The following is a 16,872-nucleotide window of genomic DNA, read 5'->3' as shown; positions in this document are numbered from 1 at the left end:
CCAAGACCATTTTCACAACGATTTTCACTGCCCTTTTTCAGCGCCCGGGCTCTCTGTCAAGTTTCCATCGGAGTTACTATTCTTTTCAAAGCCTTTGTTTATGTACCTGATTATAGTTCACTCTTTTTTCAGAGTCAACCCTTTTTTCAATTTTTCGCGCAAAACCGCCCTGTTTAATCTTTATTGGCCGGGTTGTAAATCTCCCGGAGGACCTCCATCTCCAACGGAAATTCATCGCAGTCCTCCGCGTCAAACTGGGTAATGCCTTCTTCCTTCGCGATCTTTCCTACCTGACGGAAACGTCCTTCCCAGTCCTGCACTTTGATTTTCGGATCTTCAATCAAGAACTCGAGATATTCGCGGTTGTCTTCCCACAAATTGTAGCCTTTCCCGCTGATCAGCTCCGGCTCTAACAGAGGCTCATCCTCACAGTCAAGCTTGGTGACTACACAGTTAAAACCCCAGCCTGCGCCTAGATCATAGTCAATCTCGATCTTCGATTTTTCTTTGAGTCCCAGATGGCAAAGCAAAACCTGGCTGGAATTCTCATAATCCCCCAGTTCAAATTCAAATGGGGAATATTGTTTGTCATTCAACTTAAGCGTAAACAAATGTCCGCCCATTCCATGAAAAGCTGCGATCGCTGCATAGGCCAGCTCCGTTAAACTGAGAATTGCCGGCAGACGAACTTTGCGCCAGCTTTTTGTTCCCTCCAGCGTAATTTTAAATTCGATAGTCTGCTTGCCGAATTGCTCATAATCCGGGAACAGATTTAAAATACAGAAAAATTCTTCATCGGAAACCGACTCGTTGCTCATGACCAAGGTTCTTAAAACGGCCTGCATATCCTCCTCGACCTGATCCGCATCCATTCCTAAGTTTATAAGCCGCTTTGCATAGCTTTCCATTTCAGACGGGTACTTTGCTCGGATCTGAGCTGTTATTGCGCTGAGATGTTGATCAATAAGTTGTTGGATCATATTTTTTCTCCTTTTTTAGATAACCCGGTTCTTTTGCTTTAAGTTTAACACAGGCAATCAGAAAAATGATAGACCAGAATTCTGGTTTGCAGATAGATGATTGCCCCTCTATACGGATTTGACCTCATGCAAGTGGAAATTTTCCGTTTTCTTCATTAAGCCTCTCTTTGTTTCGCAGTGTTGCCGGATAGACAGACTCACTGATCATCTTCATTGCAATCTGCTCCTCCGTGTAATCCGGATGTTCTTCTTTAATTTTCAGAATCGTTTGAATGCGAGCTTCTTCTTCCTCTAACATGTCCGCTATTTCAGCGGCCCGCATTCCCTTCTTCGCTTTTTTCAGTACAATTGTTACAAGATTCAACAGTACGCCTTGATCCTTCCCTTGTTTTAAAGCTCGTTCTCTGGCTTTCTTCACGGCTCGTTCCCGTTCCTCACGGATCTCTGAATTCCGCATCATTTCTCTGTCCAGCCGCTTTGTTTCCCACATGTACTCGATCATACTCATCGGAATCTCCATCATTTTCTCCACCGCCCTTCTGCATCCTTCGTCGATCGCCATGATCGCTTGAATCCACGCCGCTTTGTCCGGATCACCGGCGAATTTTAATACGATGCGCCACCGGTCCAGCGGCGTTAAATCCTGGACTGGAATCCGCTGTAAGCGTTCCACTCCTGCTAATTCAATAATACTCACTTGAATGTGTTTTGTCAAGGTTCTTCCTGTTTTCTCTCCGACTAAATAAAACACATCGCTGCTCACTTCCGGATCGTCAAAAAAGCGGGAATTCGTGATCATGATCACGCGCACCGGCCGCAGCTCCCGATAATCCTTTCCCTTTGTTCTCTGCCCGGAAAGCAGCCGCGATAAATAGAAAACAATGCGGATTCCCTGTTCCTCGGGATTCCCGTTTCGCTGGATTTCCAGATCAAAATAAATCTTCTCGTTGATCACGCCGCAGATATCATAACGAATTGCTTTGTCGTCAGGATGCCCTGCTTTTTTCTCACCGGGCAACAACCGTACTTTTCTAAAATCAGGATCAATCGCATGAAAAAAACTCGACAGACAGACCTCATCTTCAGGATCGCCGATCACCGCTTTAAAGACCCAGTCGTCCATTAAAGAAATCGTTCTTTTCTTTAGTTTTTTCCGTTCTCGTAGATCGATGGACATTCACCCACCCCCTCTACTTGTTAATATTGCGGTAATTTCAAAAAAGCCTTCCTCTTTTTCATGAAAATTCACTTTTTTTCGACAAAATCGCAAAATTATTTGTAACTATTTTCAATTTGAATTCCAAATCCCTGGAAAGGATCTTGAAAACAAAAAAATTTGCGTTGTTTAATCAGCAGCTTATTCGTTTCTTTCCTTTAGCGCACAAATTAAACATCTGATTTTTCTTATCCCCCAATTTCCAGCCGAAACAAGAAAAGATAAGCTTAAGTCCGATCTTCAACACGTCTGACTTCATCCGGGCTGCGAAAAGATAAATTTGCCATCTATGGAAACTAATGAAATCAGAACAGAAAAAAATCGACCCCCGCCTTGAAGGGAATCGATTTCATAAATACATTTTTCTTATTTAATCAAACGCTTAATTTACTGGCATTACCAACCGTTCATTCAACTTTTAGATTAAAATATTCAAAAATCAGTTCCGGATTGGAATTCACGATCAGCGAAGCTGGAAACTCCGCAGCCGCGCAGACTTCCTCACACCGCTGGAACCGGCCGATCGCGTCACAGTAATGCGCGTCGCTGCCAAACAGGACCGGCACGCCATGCTGCTTGCAATACCGCAGCATCCCAAGTATATTTTCCCGGCCGCCGACGCGCGAGCTTTTCGGATTCATCGAGGAATTGTTGACCTCGACTAACGTATGGGTCGCCTTGCATGCCAGAACGACCGCTTCCTGATCGATCGGATAGCGGGAATCGTCCGGATGCCCCAGAATCTTGACATAGGGATTCTGCACGGCGTTGATCATCGCCTGCGTGTTTTCCGCTTCCGTATGCTCGGTGCCGAAGCATGGAACGTGCAGGGATGCGATCGCGTAGTCAAGCATTTTCAGCGTGCTTTCGTCCAGATCGACATGCCCTTCGACATCCAACACATTCAGCTCCGCTCCTTTAAGCACGCGGATTCCCTGGACGAATTCAGGGACGACATGAAGGTTGCGGAAATAAAACAGATGCGTGGAACCCGGCATCTTCGGCGTGTGATCGCTGACGCCGTAAATCGTTAGGCCGTGTTCCCTGGCTGCGGCAATGTTCTCGTTCAGCGTGCTGTACGCGTGTCCGCTGACGACGGTATGCGTATGCAGATCGAGGTAAATCATGCGTTTTCCTCCAGATACTGCAGGCTGATCTTACTGTTCAGTTCGCCGAAGAAACCGATCCGTTTGCCGCGCAGCGAAGCCGGCAGGCAGCTGGACAGCTGACTGTCAAATTCCACCTGACCGTTTTCGTCCAGGACGACAACGCGGGCAATCCCGTCAATTTTCAGTGTGTCGATCGGCGCGGCACCGATATACCAATGAATCAGCGGATCGCGCAGCGTCATTTCCCGCACGTCCAATGACGGCAGGTTTTCAGAGAGAACATAGTGGTACTGGCCGTTTTGAATCGAACCATCCGCCAGCCATAAAACACTCGACATTTCGCGCGAATAGTTGCCCGGAATCTCAATCGCCGGCACCGCTTCATAATCGTTGAGGATGCGCAGCGGATACGGCGCTAAAAGCAGGTCGTCGTAGCCCTTTTCCATCTGTACGGTAAAGGTCATCGGGACGTTGCCCAGCGTGCGCTGCTGCAGATATTCGTTATCCATGATCCACGTCTTATCCGTCAGATTCTTCCAGCCGCTTACCTTGCCGGACGGCTTGAGCTTCTGCAGGAAAACCTGCCGCTCAGCCTGTTCCGCCGCGACGCTGCCCGGCATCTGATAAACAAGATACAGCTCGTCGCCCTGCGGCACAAATCCAATTTTCAAATCAGCCATGCCGAAGACCGACGTGCCGGGCTGCCCCGCAAACCAGCCGTGATCTTCCTGCAAGCCGGAAACTTCCGGCCGCCAGCCGCCCTGGGCTTCGCGAATCTCCAGCGTCAGATCGCCATGTTCAAAGCGGGCCCGCACGATCTGATCCTTATTGCCGTACAAACCGGTAATTTCCACCGGATGCACGACGGTTTTCAATGCCGGCAGCGGCGTCGCTTCGAACGCGCAGCCCTGAGCCTTGAGAATTTCATAGACCAGCGCCTGATTGAGCTTTGAAGCGCTGCCCTTATCCGTACACAGGACAACCGCGGCGCTCAGCTGACAATCTGGGATGATCAGCGAATGGGAATTGAAGCCGAACGTCGAGCCGGACTTGCACAACGCCTGTTTGCCAAAGCCCTCAAACAACCGCATCGACACGCAGTCCCAGCCCAGACCATAGCGTTCCGTCGTATTGTCCGCAACGACCAGCTCTTTCGGCTGTTGATCGCGATTCATTTCCGTCAGACCCGCTTCATCAACCAGTCTGCCTTCACGCAGGGCGTCTAAGAAACGGCATAAATCCGCGGCCGTGCTGTAAATCCCGCCGGATCCGATGCCGTTGACATATTCCTGCGGGAAGTCGAGATCAAACGGTGATTTCGCTTTGATGTATTTGCCGTCCATGATTTCATGGATTGGGAAATCAGTATGCTCCATGCCTAACGGCTCGAGAATCTTCTCGTAAATAAAGGAGGAATAGCTCTGACCGCTGACCACCTCGACTAACAGCTCCGCCAGGGAAAACCCGTCGTTGCAGTAAACGCTGAACTTTCCCGGCTGATCCTTCAGCCGGCTCTGCGCCGCGTATTCAATTTCTTCCTTCAGGTGATTGCGGTTGCGGGCGTTCGTATATTTTCCCTTAAAGCAGTTGCCCGGCAGTCCGCTGCTGTGATTCAGCAGCATCCGGACCGTAATATTCTTATATCGGGCATCCGGCATCTTGAACATCGGCAGTTTTTTCACGATCGGCTCATCAAGCGACAGCTTGCCTTCCTGCACCAGCATCATCACGGCCGCCGTGGTGAACATCTTGCTGATGGAGCCGATTGAAAACATCGTTTTTTCCGTGATCTTCGCGCCCTTCGACGCCGTCCGGCCGCTGCGGTAATGGTAAATTTCCGATCCCTGCTGAAAGATCGCGACATCCATCGCACGGACCTGATGCTCGGTGAAAAAGGCTTCGCACAAAGCGTCCAGCTTTTGATTTTCCATTGAGTTCCTCCTCTTTTTCTATTTTCAGTATTCCTGCGCGGCAGCGCAAAAATACAATAAGGTCTAAAGACCCATACATTATACTGGATTTACCCTTAAATCACAACCGGACGAAAGCGTTTCCGCGGCAATTTCAGGATGATTTTTCATTGCTTTGTGAGTATAATGAAAACCATGAGGTGAACGGAATGAAGGAATATCAAATGTTTTTCTTCGACGTCGACGGAACGTTGCTGGATAATCGCAATCACCGGATTTCGCCGGCGGTCATAGAGGCGTTAACAAGCTTACAGAAAAATGGAAAGAAGATTGTGATCAGCTCGGGCCGGGATGTGAATACAATCCTGACGATGCCGCAGCTGGCGGCGATTGCATGGGACGGCTATATCTGCCGCAATGGCAGCGTCATTGCCGACGCACAGAAAACAGAGCTGTTCCGGGTTTTCTTTGATCAGGAAACGATGGCGGGGTTAGAAGCAGTCTCCGCGCGACTCCGTTCCCCGATCCAGTATATGGGTCATGACGACTGGCTGAATTGTCCGCCGACGCCGGATTTCATCGCAGCCTGCGAATTCTTTCACCGCGATCCGGCCGCGATCGACGTCCGGGCGACGCGGCCGGACGATCAGGCGACGATGGCGCTGGCCTTTAACGCAGCGGACAGCGATTATGCGGCTTACCGGACCATTCCCGGTCTGACGGTATTGCCGACGCCGTTTCACTATGCCGATCTGGTCGTCCGGGGGATTGACAAGGGCGTTGGGATCGCCCGGCTTTGCCAGCACTTCCATATCGATCCCCAGGACACAATGGCTTTTGGCGACGGAATCAACGATCTGGAAATGCTGCAGGCGGCAGGAGTCGGCGTAGCGATGGGCCAGGGCCGGGAAGAAATCAAAGCGATTGCCGACTACGTCACCGATTCCGTGGATCGGGACGGCATCGTCACTGCATTGCAAGCTTTTGGTCAGCTCTGAGCGGAAATTTCCGCTTTTCTTTTATCATTTTATTTGACTTAGTCAAATTAATGATTATACTGAAGAGGTCAGGAGGTGTTCTATGTCCTATCCTTTCTCGTATTTAATCTGCCAGCTGCGCCGGGAATATACGTCGGCACTGCAAACGCGGCTGGATGCTTTTGGATTAACCGTAGGGTTGTTCCCCTATCTCATCTATCTTGAGCATATCGGCGCCTGTACGCCATCCGCCATGGCCCGGGAGCTGCATCAGGATAACGGCCACATCACCCGCTGCTTGGACAAGCTGGAAAAGCTCGGCTGTTTGATCCGCACGCGCAGTGCACAGGACGGCCGGGCGTTTACCGTTTCGTTAACCGAAAAAGGCGAACAGATCTGCCGGGAAATCACCATCGCCAACCGCCAATGGGAGCAGCGGACGCTGGCCTGTCTTTCACCGGATCAAACGAAACAGGTAACCGCGCTTTTAAGTCAGGTCGTCCAGGGCTTAAGGAGTGAAAAATGACGCACGCCTGCGTTAAGCCGATCACCATCGGCAATTGTGAATTGAAAAATCGGATTTTCTTCGCCCCGACCACCCTGGGCTTAAAGCCGGAAGAAAAAGCAGCGAAGCTGAGCGCGATCGCTCAGGGCCAGACCGCCCTGATCATCCTGCCGGATATCCCGGTTCTCGGTTCCGGAAGTTTACAAAACTCCCGCACTTTCGCCGCTTACCAGCAGCTGATCAGCCAGCTGCATCAACAAGGCGCAAAAGTATCTGCCCAGCTGCATCTTTCAGACGCCAATTTCAAAGCGATGCTGAAATGGATTCCCGCGTTGCTGACACACAGACTCACCGCGGATCAGCTGCGTCAGAAACTGAACGATTCCGCCGCGGTCACGGTCAATCAAATGCGTGAAAAACGGATTCGCGAAATCCTTGCGGCTTTCGGTCTCAGCGCCCAGCAGGCTCAGGCTGCGGGCTTCGATATGATTCAGGTACACGGCGATCGTTTGATCGGCAGCTTCAGTTCATCGCTGATCAACAAGCGGACCGACGAATACGGCGGTTGTCTGGAAAATCGGATGCGGTTTGCTTTGGAAGCGGTGCGCCAGGTCCGGCAGCACTGCTCGCTGCCCATCGACTACAAGCTGGCCGTTCGGCAGATCAATCCGGATTATGGCAAAGCAGGCGTGCTGGAACAGAATCTGGATCCGGTCGTCGGCTGGCTGGAACGGGCAGGTGTCGATTGTTTCCACGTCACCCTGGCGAATCACGGCGCGCTGACCGACACGATTCCGCCCGCGAATCATCCGGCGTTTTCCGCGGAAGGTTGTTTTCTGAAATTTGCCGATCAAGTCAAAGCGCTGACCTGCAAACCGGTGATCGGCGTCGGGAATCTGCGCCATCCGGAATTCATCGACCAGGCGATCGAAAGCGGCCGGATCGACGCAGCCGCAATGAGCCGGCAGCTGATCGCCGATTCCGACTGGACCGCGAAACTGTTGACCGGTCATCCGGAAACGATCCGATATTGTGCCGGCTGCAATCAAAAATGTCTGCAAGGCTTGATGAGCCATCAGGGAATTCATTGTATTTATGATCAGAAAAGGAGTGATATTCAATGAAAATCGCAATCGTAGTTCAAAGTAATACCGGCAATACCCGTCAGCTGGCAGAATCAATTCAATCCGCCCTGCCGGACGAAATGCTTATTTATTCCGGAGCCCCTGCGCCTGAAGCGCTGCAGGCAGACTTGATTTTTGTCGGTTCCTGGACAGACAAAGGCGTCTTCGCCAAGCCGGTCCTGGATTTTCTGGCCCAGTGCCATCAGAAGCAGCTGGCCTTGTTCGCGACCTGCGGTTTTGGTCAGTCGGACGAATATTTCCAGGCGATCCTGAAGCGAAGTGCCGATCAAGTTCCTGCCGACAACACGATCTTGGGTTGCTACGCCTGCCAGGGAAGAATGCCGGAAACTGTTAAACAGCGGTATTTGGCCTTGCAGGCAAAAGAGCCGGAGAATCCGCGCTGGGCTTCCCTGCTGGAGAATTTTGACGCCGCTTTATCGCATCCGGACAGCACGGACCTCGAAGGCGGGCGGCAATTTGCCCAGCGTATTTTGACAAAACTCCAATAAACCGCAAACCTAAAATCAGCGAAGGAAGATGAACTTCCCCCGCTGACTTTTTATTTTGGATTCCCGCTTAGAATTCTCTTCCTTCCCGTTCGGCAAAAAACATATCGGTAATAAATTCCGGCGATTCCGCCCACAGCGCATTTTCCGTCTGCTGCAGCGTTTTGTACGTTTCTGAACGATAGAATTCCAGCATCGCGTCTTCAAAAGATAAATTGAGTTGTTCCTGAATGATATTCACAACGGCTCGGATCTGTAAACATACATTCATCGTTATGTCCTTTCCGTTAAACGTGTAAATAGCCTTCATCATAGACCAGTCTCTTTTCTAAAGTTAGACTTGTTAACCGTATTCTTTATTCTGTTTATTTAATTATGTTTTCTTAGTTTGCAACCCATGCTGAAGCTTGATTATTTCTTCTTCATTCTCCTTCGTTAATTCACTTATCTGATAAGAACATATTCTTTCATTGACTAATATCGGAATAAGAAATCCGTGCTGAACAAGACCGGCAACTCTGTTGATAACCGTTTTATTGGTAACTCCTAATTTTTTTCCAAGTTCGATTGGAGTAAATTCTCTAATTCCATTTTCAAGCAAATAACTAAGCAGCTCCTTCTCCCTTTTTTTCAAATAGGTCAAGCTCGAAACAACATTACTTTCCTTTGTTTTATATGACAAATCATAAACTTTCTTTGAATAAAGCTCCATCATTCTTAAGAAATAAGTAAGCCAAATTTCTGGATGCGGCGGATTATTTCTGCCTGAATAATATAAAGCAGGCAACCCCATTTGCAGGGAATTGTAGTATTCTTCTGCATCATAAGCAAAATATTCTTCTAACGAACCAATCCCCTGAAATCCATATCCAAAATAATCGAGCAGATATCCAGAAATCAATCTTGCCGTTCGACCATTACCATCTTCAAATGGATGAATTGTAACTAATTGATAATGGGCAATCGCCGCGATCAACAACGGATGATCATCAGTATGATCAAGATAGTCTACCAATTCATCAAGCAGTATCGGAACATCAATATACTCAGGCGGAATATAATCCGCGTTCCCGCTCAAAGAATCATAAACCGCAAATAAAACGCCTGCCGGCATGGGCCCCCGCAATCCTATTTTTTCTTTGGAAGCTCCCTTTTCCACGATCGCCTGAACTTCCAAAATCATTCTTTTTGTAACTTTTTCCTTTTTTTTCAACTTATTCTCTAAATATAAAAGTGCTAGATAATAATTTCTAACTTCCTGTTCTGGTTTAAGGAAATGCTTGTGAGGGCCGCTTTCCACTATTTTTCACTAAAATTACACTATTTTTCATTATTATCTTCTTGAAAATAGGATGAAAAAAAGCGGGATTTCCACTTTTCATTTCTTATGCACTAATTTATACGTTCAATTTTTTACCCTGTATTCTTAACCGCAATGATCAATCTTCGCCCATCCCCGCAGCTGCAAGCAGCGCTAACTGGACCTTGGGATCAGCGAAGCAATTCACAGAAGTTAACTCCACAGGAGGAACCGAAGAATCAATACATTCTCTCCAATAAGCCAGATGTACTTGATCAATCGGATGCGCAGAATCTTGGACATCCGTCCCCTCACCCTGCAGATCCACCCAGATCAAAGCCATTCCCTTCGCGTCTTCTTCCATAAAAATTGCTTCCAAAGCCATTTTTTCATCGCTCAGCGTTTCCTGAACCTCCGCCTGTCTTTGGTTCAATACAGCCATCCATTCGCGGGTCAGCTGTTCTTTCCCCGGGCGTACCGCATAGCGGGTCAATGTGAGTTTCATGATAAGATTTCCTTTAATAAATCAGATGTCAGGACTGAACAAGCGATGAATTGACCTGTTCGCATCAACTCGTCGATTTCATTCACAGGCGCCCAGCAGGCTTCTGTCACTTCTTTGCTTTGCAGAACAAGCTCGTAAATACTTCCGTTGAACCGGACATGAAACAGGGAAATTTTCCGGCTTTGATGGAATACACTTCGTACAGAAAGACAAGTTTCAGAATTAACTAAAATTCCAAGTTCTTCCTTCAGCTCACGCTGTACTGCGTCAAGACTGGATTCATGAAATTTCACCATCCCGCCAGGGCATTCCCAGTGTCCCCCATCGCTTTTCCCAGCTGCCCGGCGGGTGATCAAAACTTGATGCTGATCATTTTCAATCACTGCGACCACGCCCAGAAAGTATCCGTTTTTAAGCACCGCATCCCGCAAAACAGGATAAGAAAAGCGCCGGCCGTGTTCATCGCAAGCCGTTAATAGCTCCTGTTGAAATTGATGTGTTGTATCCATAACCCCGTCTCGCTTTCCTCAGAAATTCTCTTTTAGTCTTCCTTAACAGATCATTGCTTTAACGGCGCAAATTTCTCGTCATATTCATCCTTGGAGATCGCCGGCGCCTCATAGACCCAGTCAATGCTGAACGACAGCGCCTTCGGCGCGTCGATCTCGCTGTTCAAATTAAACACCCGATGGATTGCTTTCTTGTTGTCTTCGATCGAGCCCTGATATAACCGGACAATCGACATCCGGTTCGGTGCCCGGTCGTTGACGCCGGAAATCCGCGCGCCGATCACGTTGAATACGTTCTGATTCTGCACATAACTGCGGTTCATCTTCTTCATCGTTAAGTTAAACAAGCCGATCATCTGTTCCATGCTTAGATTGGTCGACACGTTTTCGCCAGCCGCATCCAGCACCTTCAGCGCCTTATTAACATCCTTCAGCCGCACCGCTTCTGTCAAAATTGCCTGAATCACCTGCTGCTGATTGCTCTGACGCTGAAAATCTCCGGAATTGTACGAATGCCGTTCCCGGGCAAACGCCAGCGTCTGTTCGCCGTTCAGCCGGTTGACGCCCTGCGGCACCCACACCGTCTGATGCCCGCGTTCATCGGAGGAATCCTGACCGACAAATTCCTTCGGATTGTCGATGATCACGCCGCCTAAAGCGTCGACAATTTCAATGATGCCGTGGAAGTTGCTTTCAAAGTAGAAATCCACGTCGACGTCCAGCAGCTGTTTCACCGTATCGATCGTGCATTGGCGGCCGCGCACGCGGGAATTATTGATCTTATCCGACTTCTGATTGGTATAGCAGGCGATCGGCACATAGCTGTCACGCGGGATGGACGTCAGCAGCACCGTCATGCTGCCCGGATTGACGGTCGCCAACATCAGCGCGTCGCTCCGGTCGTCGTCCACGCCGATGATCAGCACGGTGAACGGCTCTTTCGTCACATCCTTATCGCTGCCCTGCTCTGTATGAATCGTCAGCGTGCGGTTGAAGTTATGCACATCGCGCAGCACCGCCAGCTCCGGCGCGATTTCCTCATTTGTTTCAAACATTCCCTTATAGTTTTCCGGCAGGGCGGCCACGTCGATTTCCTTGTTCAGCAGTCCTTTTAAAAGCCGCGTATAATCGGAATATTCACGATATGTCACCTTTAACTTTAATTTTTCGATCTCGTTCTTCGGCATTTGATAGCCTTGCTGCGCCTGTTCGTCATCCAGAATCCCGAACACCTTGCCGTTAAGATCCTGAGCACTCTGCAGTGCGGCATGCTCATCGTCCCCCAGCACGACAAAAGAAACGCCGACGGTTTCCTGCGACGATCCCTGATCCATCATTTTGCCCAGATTGACGTTCAGCCGCCCTTCGACATACACGCCGAACGCGCTGATCAAGCCGATCACAACCGCTGCTGTCATCGCGGTCTTCAGCAGGCTGACGCTGCGCCGCCCGACGGCCAGCATCGCCAGGAAATTCAAAATCAGCGCCGCTGCCAGAACGATCAGATTCAGGCGGATAAATAACGTCCGGCTTAATGAGCTGAACTGCGTCAGCCCGAGCATCGCCAGCACCAGAAACAAATCGGCGGTCAGCACGAAAAAAGCCATGATCTGATTGATCAAGGTTAAATCACGCCGGACCTTCTTTTTCTTGCGCGGCTGGGTTTTATGTTTGTCCATGTTGGCAGTCCTCCAGAGGTTTAGCATTTGAACATCGCGGATCGCGATGCGTTTATCCGATTTACACTGGATTTATTTTAACATAGAGTCCTGCGCCCTGCAGAAGTTTCTGCGCTTTGTAAGAAATTTGAAAAAACTCCCGGGTTAAGAATTCCGGGAGTCTGAACGCCAATTATGATTCACAGGATTGAACAATTTGGAGACCTCATTGATCAGGATCAGGCTTGCGGACAGGCCGAACACAATGCCCCAGCAAGCCCAGTCCAGCGCCGCGGTCTTCAAAATCAGCTGGAAGACCGGCAGGTTCACCACCATGACCTGCAACGCAACGCCGATCACAAACGTCGCTAACAAAAGTTTATTACGGAAAATACCAACTCTGAAAATCGAGTGATCCAGACTGCGCAGATTCAGACTGTGGAACAGCTGTGCGATTGACAGCACCATAAACGTCATCGTGTGCGCGGTGCGGACGCCGTAAGCGGAGCCGAATTTGAACGCGACTAACGAAATCGTGCCGATATACAGACCGTTGAGCACCATGAACGCCCAGCCGCCGTTGGCGAACAGACTTTCCGTCGCCGCACGGGGTTTCTGATCCATGATATAGGGATCCTGCGGTTCGGCGGCCAGCGACAGCGCCGGGAACGCATCGGTGACCAGGTTGATCCACAGAATCTGAATCGCCGAGAGCGGTGCCGGAGCCACCGGCATCAGCACGATCGCCAGAAACAGCGTCGTGATTTCCCCCAAATTGCAGGAAAGCAGATACAGCACAGCCTTCTGAATATTGAGATAAATATTGCGTCCTTCCTCAACCGCACTGATGATCGTCGCGAAATTATCGTCGGTCAGAATCAAATCGGATGTCTGCCGCGATACCTCCGTTCCGCTGCCCATCGCAATGCCGACGTCGGCCTGCTTCAGCGAAGGCGCGTCGTTCACCCCGTCGCCGGTCATCGCCACGATCTTTTCATCCAACCGGTAGGCTTTCACAATCCGGACTTTATCCTGCGGCGTGGCGCGTGCGACGATCCGAATGTGCTGACAGGCCTGAGCCAGCTGATCATCGCTCAGATCCTGCATCTGCACCGAGGTCAGCACCTGCGACAGCGATTGGGCAATGCCTAACTGGCGGCCGATGGCCAGCGCGGTTTCCGGATGATCACCAGTGATCATCACAACGTCGATGCCTGCTTTATGTGCCAAGGCAATCGCTTCTTTGACGCCCTCCTTCGGCGGATCGATCATCCCCGCCATTCCGATAAAACACAACCGGGTTTCAAACTGACTCTCGTCCAGCGAAGCGACCGTGCGCGTCGCCAGCACCAGCACGCGCAGCGCTTCGCCGGCCATCTGCGCGGCGGCTTCCTCAATCTGCCGCCGCATCGGCGTCGTCAGCTCCACCCGCCGGCCATCCTGCCACAAATGCGTACATAACGGCAGCACGCTTTCCAATGCGCCCTTGACATAGACGATTTTTTCCAAGCCCGTCTGGTGCACAGTGCTCATCCGTTTGCGCCGGGAGTCAAACGGAATTTCGGCAACGCGCGGAAACTGCCGAATGATCTGCGCGGCGTCAACGCCGTTGTCCAGCGCCCAGCGCATCAGCGCTACCTCGGTCGGATCGCCGATGACGCCCTCAGCGTCAAGCTTGGCGTTGCCGCACAGATAGAAGCCTTCCTTCAGCCTCCGTTCCGTCACTTTCTGCGACACGGACTGGATTTTGCCATTCAGATAGTACGCGACAACCGTCATCCGGTTCTGCGTCAGCGTCCCGGTTTTATCCGTGCAGATGACCGAGACCTGGCCGAGCGTTTCCACGGCGTGCAGCTTGCGCGCAATCGCGTGATGATCGCTCATTTTCTGGACGCCCAGCGCCAGGGAAATCGTCACGACCGCCGGCAGTCCCTCGGGAATCGCCGCCACCGCCAGAGAAATCGACGTCAGCAGCATTTCAAACAGATCGCGTTTCTGAATGACGGCGATCACAAAAATTGCCGCGCAGATGATGACCGACAGCGCGCCCAGCACCTTTGACAACTCAGCCAAACGCCGCTGCAAGGGCGTCAGCAGCTTTTCCTCATGCTGCAAAAGCTTCGCGATCTTGCCGATCTCGCTGTCCATGCCCGTCGCCACGACCAACCCCGCGGCGTTGCCGTCCAAAACGATCGTCGAAGAAAACGCCATGTTTTTCTGATCCGCCAGCGGCAGCGTCTGATCCTTAGGGTAACGTGCCGAGGCATCCTTATCGACCGGCACCGATTCGCCGGTCAGACTGGATTCCTCCACTTTCAGATGTACGGTTTCAATCAGGCGCAGATCCGCCGGCACGAAGTTGCCGGCTTCCAGAAACACCAGATCGCCCAAAACCAGCTCGGCCGCGTCGATCTGCTTCAGCTGTCCGTCACGCTTGACCACAGCTTTCATCGCGGTCATTTTTTCCAGCGCATGCAGCGCTTTTTCCGCCTTCCATTCCTGGAATACCCCGATCAGCGCGTTGATCGTAATCACCGCAACGATGATGACGGAATCCATCACCTCATGCAGAAAAATAGAGATCACGGCCCCGAGGATCAGAATCAGGATCATCGGATCGTTGAATTGCTCCGCAACTTTTTTCAGCAGTGATTCTTCTTTTTTCTTTTCCAGCTCGTTGCCGCCGAAGCGCTGCAGCCGGGCGGCCGCTTCTTTTTCACTCAGGCCCTCGCGGGCGTTAGTCAGTGTTGCTGCTTCCAGTTCCTGTATAGTTTGACGATAGGGCATAGCACTTCTCCTTTACCTATTCCCATCTATATCGTAAATCCCCTCGGATTAGAACGCGGCGCAGCGCCAGATCGTCCGCAAAGCGTGCCAAAAAAAGCCGGATTTCTCCGGCTTTGGACTTTCTTTGACAAATGTTTATGAATTGCGGCGGCTGCCGCCCCATTCCACAACGGTCAATCCGGTTCTAATCGGGGCCGGCATTAACGTCTGCGGCTCCATCATAACCGCCTCGTCCAGACCTTCCGACAGCATATAGACACGGATCAGCGTATCCGGCTGCGGCTGGCATTGAAGCGGAACGAGCCGGGCATAATCAGCGCAGGGAAATGCGATCCGGTTATAGTCGGATTGCGAGAGGATCGGCAGCCAGTAGGTAATGAAGTCGGCGCTCTCCCTTTCATTTAAGCCCAGAATCGCCAGCTTTTCCTCTAAGAAACTGATCGTATCCTCACGGGCTACGACAAACCCTTGATCAAAATCGAAGTCATCCGGGATCTGCGCTTCATAATAGAGATACGGATAGCGGCGATCCTGAATAATCAAGCCCTCCGCCGTCACTGTGCCTGACCACCCCTGATGATATTGAGGATAGCTGAGCGTCGGCGTCGTTCCCAGGGTCAGCGTAAAGTCGGTTTCCGTATCCTTATAAAGATAAATCACTGGTTTATCCGCGCCGATTTCAGACTTTTCCGGTTCTCCTTCAAAGCAGGCCGGAATTTCTTTTAAATCACATAAGTTCATCAGCGCATCCCGCTCAGCCTCTGTCAGCGGAGCGTCCCAGCCCTGAAAGTAAATCTGTTGATAGGAATTCGGTTCTTCCTTCAGCATCGGCCAGAGCTGTTCCCATGTCAGCTTCTGCGCTTGTGCCGCTTCCCATTGCGCCGGGGTGAACGCATAGATGTCGGGAGTACAATACAAAAGCCAGTAGGGATGATCTGGATCCTCTGACTTCATCAAGGAATAAGTCATCAGCAGCGCATATTCCTCCATGATTCTAACAGGATCATATTCGCCATTATAAGCATAATCGCAGTCATAGCGAAGCATCAGGTTCTCAATGTACGCTTTTTCCTGTTCCCCCAGCTCCAGTTCTGTGTCTACAAAGCTGTAAAAGAGTTTCTTGCCATAGCGAAATTGATTGTCAAGCAGCTCATCCTCCAGCGTGCAGTATCCGCCGTAAGGCGTTTCGACTTCGCGCAAGGATGCCTGCTTCCCCGGCAGAATGGCAAACTGAAAACCTGCATCATTCGTTCTGACGAGCACGGTTGATGCGAAATTGAACAGGAATGGCGCCGGAGAGTCCTCCCGCTTGAGCGTCTCTGTTTTCTGTGAATCATAATCATATTTTGTCACGCTTGCGTCGTCCACGCTGGCAAACGTCACCGCCGCCACCGGATCAATATCCTTGCGGTATTCCCCCGCAATGAAATACCGGCCCGTTTCCTGCGGTCCCAATGTGCGGTTGATCGGAATTTCGCGGATCCCGCCTCGGTTGCCTTTAAGATCGAGGGAAAGGATCTGAATTTCCTGATCAGTATGATTGGTGATCTCAACCTGATTTAAGGGCTGAGTAATATCGCGGCCTGTTTCATCCGCGGGTGAAAGTGTAATGGTAAACGCCGCCTCTGCCGACATCACAGCTGGTGAAACAACGGGAGTCGGTTCCGTTAACGGCGAAGCCGGCACACATCCGCCAAACAGGACAGCCAGCACGGCTATGATCCTGAGGCTTCGCTTTTTTCGCTGCATAAATTTCCCCCTTTCCCTTGCGCTGAATCCTTGCCCG

At 50.7% G+C, this 16,872-nt stretch carries 15 protein-coding genes and 1 other annotated feature (1 of these 16 running past the window's edge); of the genes, 4 read left to right on the top strand and 11 right to left on the bottom strand.

Annotated elements, in window-relative coordinates:
- Nucleotides 1–98: a binding site (T-box leader), on the bottom strand; it reaches 151 nt to the left of the window's first position.
- Between the two features lie 75 nt (nt 99–173).
- The 4 genes from DWY25_RS02950 to DWY25_RS02935 all read right to left on the bottom strand — a co-directional run bounded on the left by DWY25_RS02950 (nt 174) and on the right by DWY25_RS02935 (nt 5,236).
- Nucleotides 174–980, bottom strand: coding sequence for an IS1096 element passenger TnpR family protein (locus tag DWY25_RS02950; protein ID WP_117893444.1), 807 nt, complete (start codon nt 978–980; stop codon nt 174–176).
- Between the two features lie 124 nt (nt 981–1,104).
- On the bottom strand, nt 1,105–2,157 hold the full coding sequence (locus DWY25_RS02945; protein WP_117893441.1) for an Rpn family recombination-promoting nuclease/putative transposase: 1,053 nt from the start codon (nt 2,155–2,157) through the stop codon (nt 1,105–1,107).
- A 446-nt stretch (nt 2,158–2,603) separates the two neighbouring features.
- Nucleotides 2,604–3,323 (bottom strand): phosphatase, encoded by a 720-nt coding sequence (locus DWY25_RS02940; protein ID WP_117893438.1) that lies wholly within the window; start codon nt 3,321–3,323, stop codon nt 2,604–2,606.
- Complete coding sequence (locus DWY25_RS02935; protein WP_117893435.1) at nt 3,320–5,236, bottom strand: serine hydrolase domain-containing protein; 1,917 nt, start codon at nt 5,234–5,236, stop codon at nt 3,320–3,322. The genes DWY25_RS02940 and DWY25_RS02935 overlap by 4 nt, the downstream gene beginning before the upstream one ends.
- A 188-nt stretch (nt 5,237–5,424) precedes the next feature.
- On the opposite strand from DWY25_RS02935, the gene DWY25_RS02930 reads away from it, so the two are divergent.
- The 4 genes from DWY25_RS02930 (at nt 5,425) to bilS (ending at nt 8,330) form a co-directional block, all read left to right on the top strand.
- Nucleotides 5,425–6,213 carry an HAD family hydrolase gene (locus DWY25_RS02930; RefSeq protein ID WP_117893432.1) on the top strand — a complete coding sequence of 263 codons (789 nt, stop codon included), beginning with the start codon at nt 5,425–5,427 and terminating at the stop codon, nt 6,211–6,213.
- An 82-nt stretch (nt 6,214–6,295) separates the two neighbouring features.
- The gene (gene bilQ / locus DWY25_RS02925) at nt 6,296–6,718 is read left to right on the top strand and encodes a bilirubin utilization transcriptional regulator BilQ (protein ID WP_117893429.1); all 423 of its coding nucleotides are present in this window, start codon (nt 6,296–6,298) and stop codon (nt 6,716–6,718) included.
- Nucleotides 6,715–7,821 carry a bilirubin reductase gene (bilR, locus tag DWY25_RS02920; RefSeq protein ID WP_117893427.1) on the top strand — a complete coding sequence of 369 codons (1,107 nt, stop codon included), beginning with the start codon at nt 6,715–6,717 and terminating at the stop codon, nt 7,819–7,821. Before bilQ ends, bilR begins: the two co-directional genes overlap by 4 nt.
- Nucleotides 7,818–8,330 (top strand): flavodoxin family protein BilS, encoded by a 513-nt coding sequence (bilS, locus tag DWY25_RS02915; protein WP_117893424.1) that lies wholly within the window; start codon nt 7,818–7,820, stop codon nt 8,328–8,330. Before bilR ends, bilS begins: the two co-directional genes overlap by 4 nt.
- A gap of 67 nt (nt 8,331–8,397) precedes the next feature.
- On the opposite strand, the gene DWY25_RS02910 is transcribed toward bilS, so the two are convergent.
- The 7 genes from DWY25_RS02910 to DWY25_RS02880 form a co-directional block, all read right to left on the bottom strand.
- Nucleotides 8,398–8,598 (bottom strand): hypothetical protein, encoded by a 201-nt coding sequence (locus DWY25_RS02910; RefSeq protein ID WP_244925915.1) that lies wholly within the window; start codon nt 8,596–8,598, stop codon nt 8,398–8,400.
- 102 nt (nt 8,599–8,700) lie between these two features.
- Nucleotides 8,701–9,540, bottom strand: coding sequence for a Fic family protein (locus tag DWY25_RS02905; RefSeq protein ID WP_220412910.1), 840 nt, complete (start codon nt 9,538–9,540; stop codon nt 8,701–8,703).
- A gap of 226 nt (nt 9,541–9,766) precedes the next feature.
- The gene (locus DWY25_RS02900) at nt 9,767–10,132 is read right to left on the bottom strand and encodes a DUF6176 family protein (RefSeq protein WP_072684206.1); all 366 of its coding nucleotides are present in this window, start codon (nt 10,130–10,132) and stop codon (nt 9,767–9,769) included.
- Nucleotides 10,129–10,641: an NUDIX domain-containing protein gene (locus DWY25_RS02895; RefSeq protein ID WP_117893418.1), complete on the bottom strand. Its 513-nt coding sequence runs from the start codon at nt 10,639–10,641 to the stop codon at nt 10,129–10,131. Before DWY25_RS02895 ends, DWY25_RS02900 begins: the two co-directional genes overlap by 4 nt.
- 50 nt (nt 10,642–10,691) lie before the next feature.
- On the bottom strand, nt 10,692–12,320 hold the full coding sequence (locus tag DWY25_RS02890; RefSeq protein WP_181981659.1) for an LCP family glycopolymer transferase: 1,629 nt from the start codon (nt 12,318–12,320) through the stop codon (nt 10,692–10,694).
- 144 nt (nt 12,321–12,464) lie between these two features.
- Nucleotides 12,465–15,086: a cation-translocating P-type ATPase gene (locus DWY25_RS02885; protein ID WP_117893412.1), complete on the bottom strand. Its 2,622-nt coding sequence runs from the start codon at nt 15,084–15,086 to the stop codon at nt 12,465–12,467.
- A gap of 135 nt (nt 15,087–15,221) precedes the next feature.
- Nucleotides 15,222–16,835 (bottom strand): hypothetical protein, encoded by a 1,614-nt coding sequence (locus tag DWY25_RS02880; protein ID WP_117893410.1) that lies wholly within the window; start codon nt 16,833–16,835, stop codon nt 15,222–15,224.
- Nucleotides 16,836–16,872 lie beyond the last annotated feature (37 nt).

This window comes from Holdemania filiformis (assembly GCF_003459085.1).
GTDB classification, from domain to species: domain Bacteria; phylum Bacillota_I; class Bacilli_A; order Erysipelotrichales; family Erysipelotrichaceae; genus Holdemania; species Holdemania filiformis.
This window is presented reverse-complemented; position numbering and strand designations above follow the sequence as displayed.

Coding starts and splice junctions, on each gene's coding strand:
- DWY25_RS02880 (WP_117893410.1), bottom strand. CDS start 16,835: ATGCAGCGAAAAAAGCGAAGCCTCAGGATCATAGCCGTGCTGGCTGTC.
- bilQ (WP_117893429.1), top strand. CDS start 6,296: ATGTCCTATCCTTTCTCGTATTTAATCTGCCAGCTGCGCCGGGAATAT.
- DWY25_RS02895 (WP_117893418.1), bottom strand. CDS start 10,641: ATGGATACAACACATCAATTTCAACAGGAGCTATTAACGGCTTGCGAT.
- DWY25_RS02910 (WP_244925915.1), bottom strand. CDS start 8,598: ATGAATGTATGTTTACAGATCCGAGCCGTTGTGAATATCATTCAGGAA.
- bilS (WP_117893424.1), top strand. CDS start 7,818: ATGAAAATCGCAATCGTAGTTCAAAGTAATACCGGCAATACCCGTCAG.
- DWY25_RS02900 (WP_072684206.1), bottom strand. CDS start 10,132: ATGAAACTCACATTGACCCGCTATGCGGTACGCCCGGGGAAAGAACAG.
- DWY25_RS02885 (WP_117893412.1), bottom strand. CDS start 15,086: ATGCCCTATCGTCAAACTATACAGGAACTGGAAGCAGCAACACTGACT.
- DWY25_RS02945 (WP_117893441.1), bottom strand. CDS start 2,157: ATGTCCATCGATCTACGAGAACGGAAAAAACTAAAGAAAAGAACGATT.
- DWY25_RS02935 (WP_117893435.1), bottom strand. CDS start 5,236: ATGGAAAATCAAAAGCTGGACGCTTTGTGCGAAGCCTTTTTCACCGAG.
- DWY25_RS02950 (WP_117893444.1), bottom strand. CDS start 980: ATGATCCAACAACTTATTGATCAACATCTCAGCGCAATAACAGCTCAG.
- DWY25_RS02890 (WP_181981659.1), bottom strand. CDS start 12,320: ATGGACAAACATAAAACCCAGCCGCGCAAGAAAAAGAAGGTCCGGCGT.
- DWY25_RS02930 (WP_117893432.1), top strand. CDS start 5,425: ATGAAGGAATATCAAATGTTTTTCTTCGACGTCGACGGAACGTTGCTG.
- bilR (WP_117893427.1), top strand. CDS start 6,715: ATGACGCACGCCTGCGTTAAGCCGATCACCATCGGCAATTGTGAATTG.
- DWY25_RS02940 (WP_117893438.1), bottom strand. CDS start 3,323: ATGATTTACCTCGATCTGCATACGCATACCGTCGTCAGCGGACACGCG.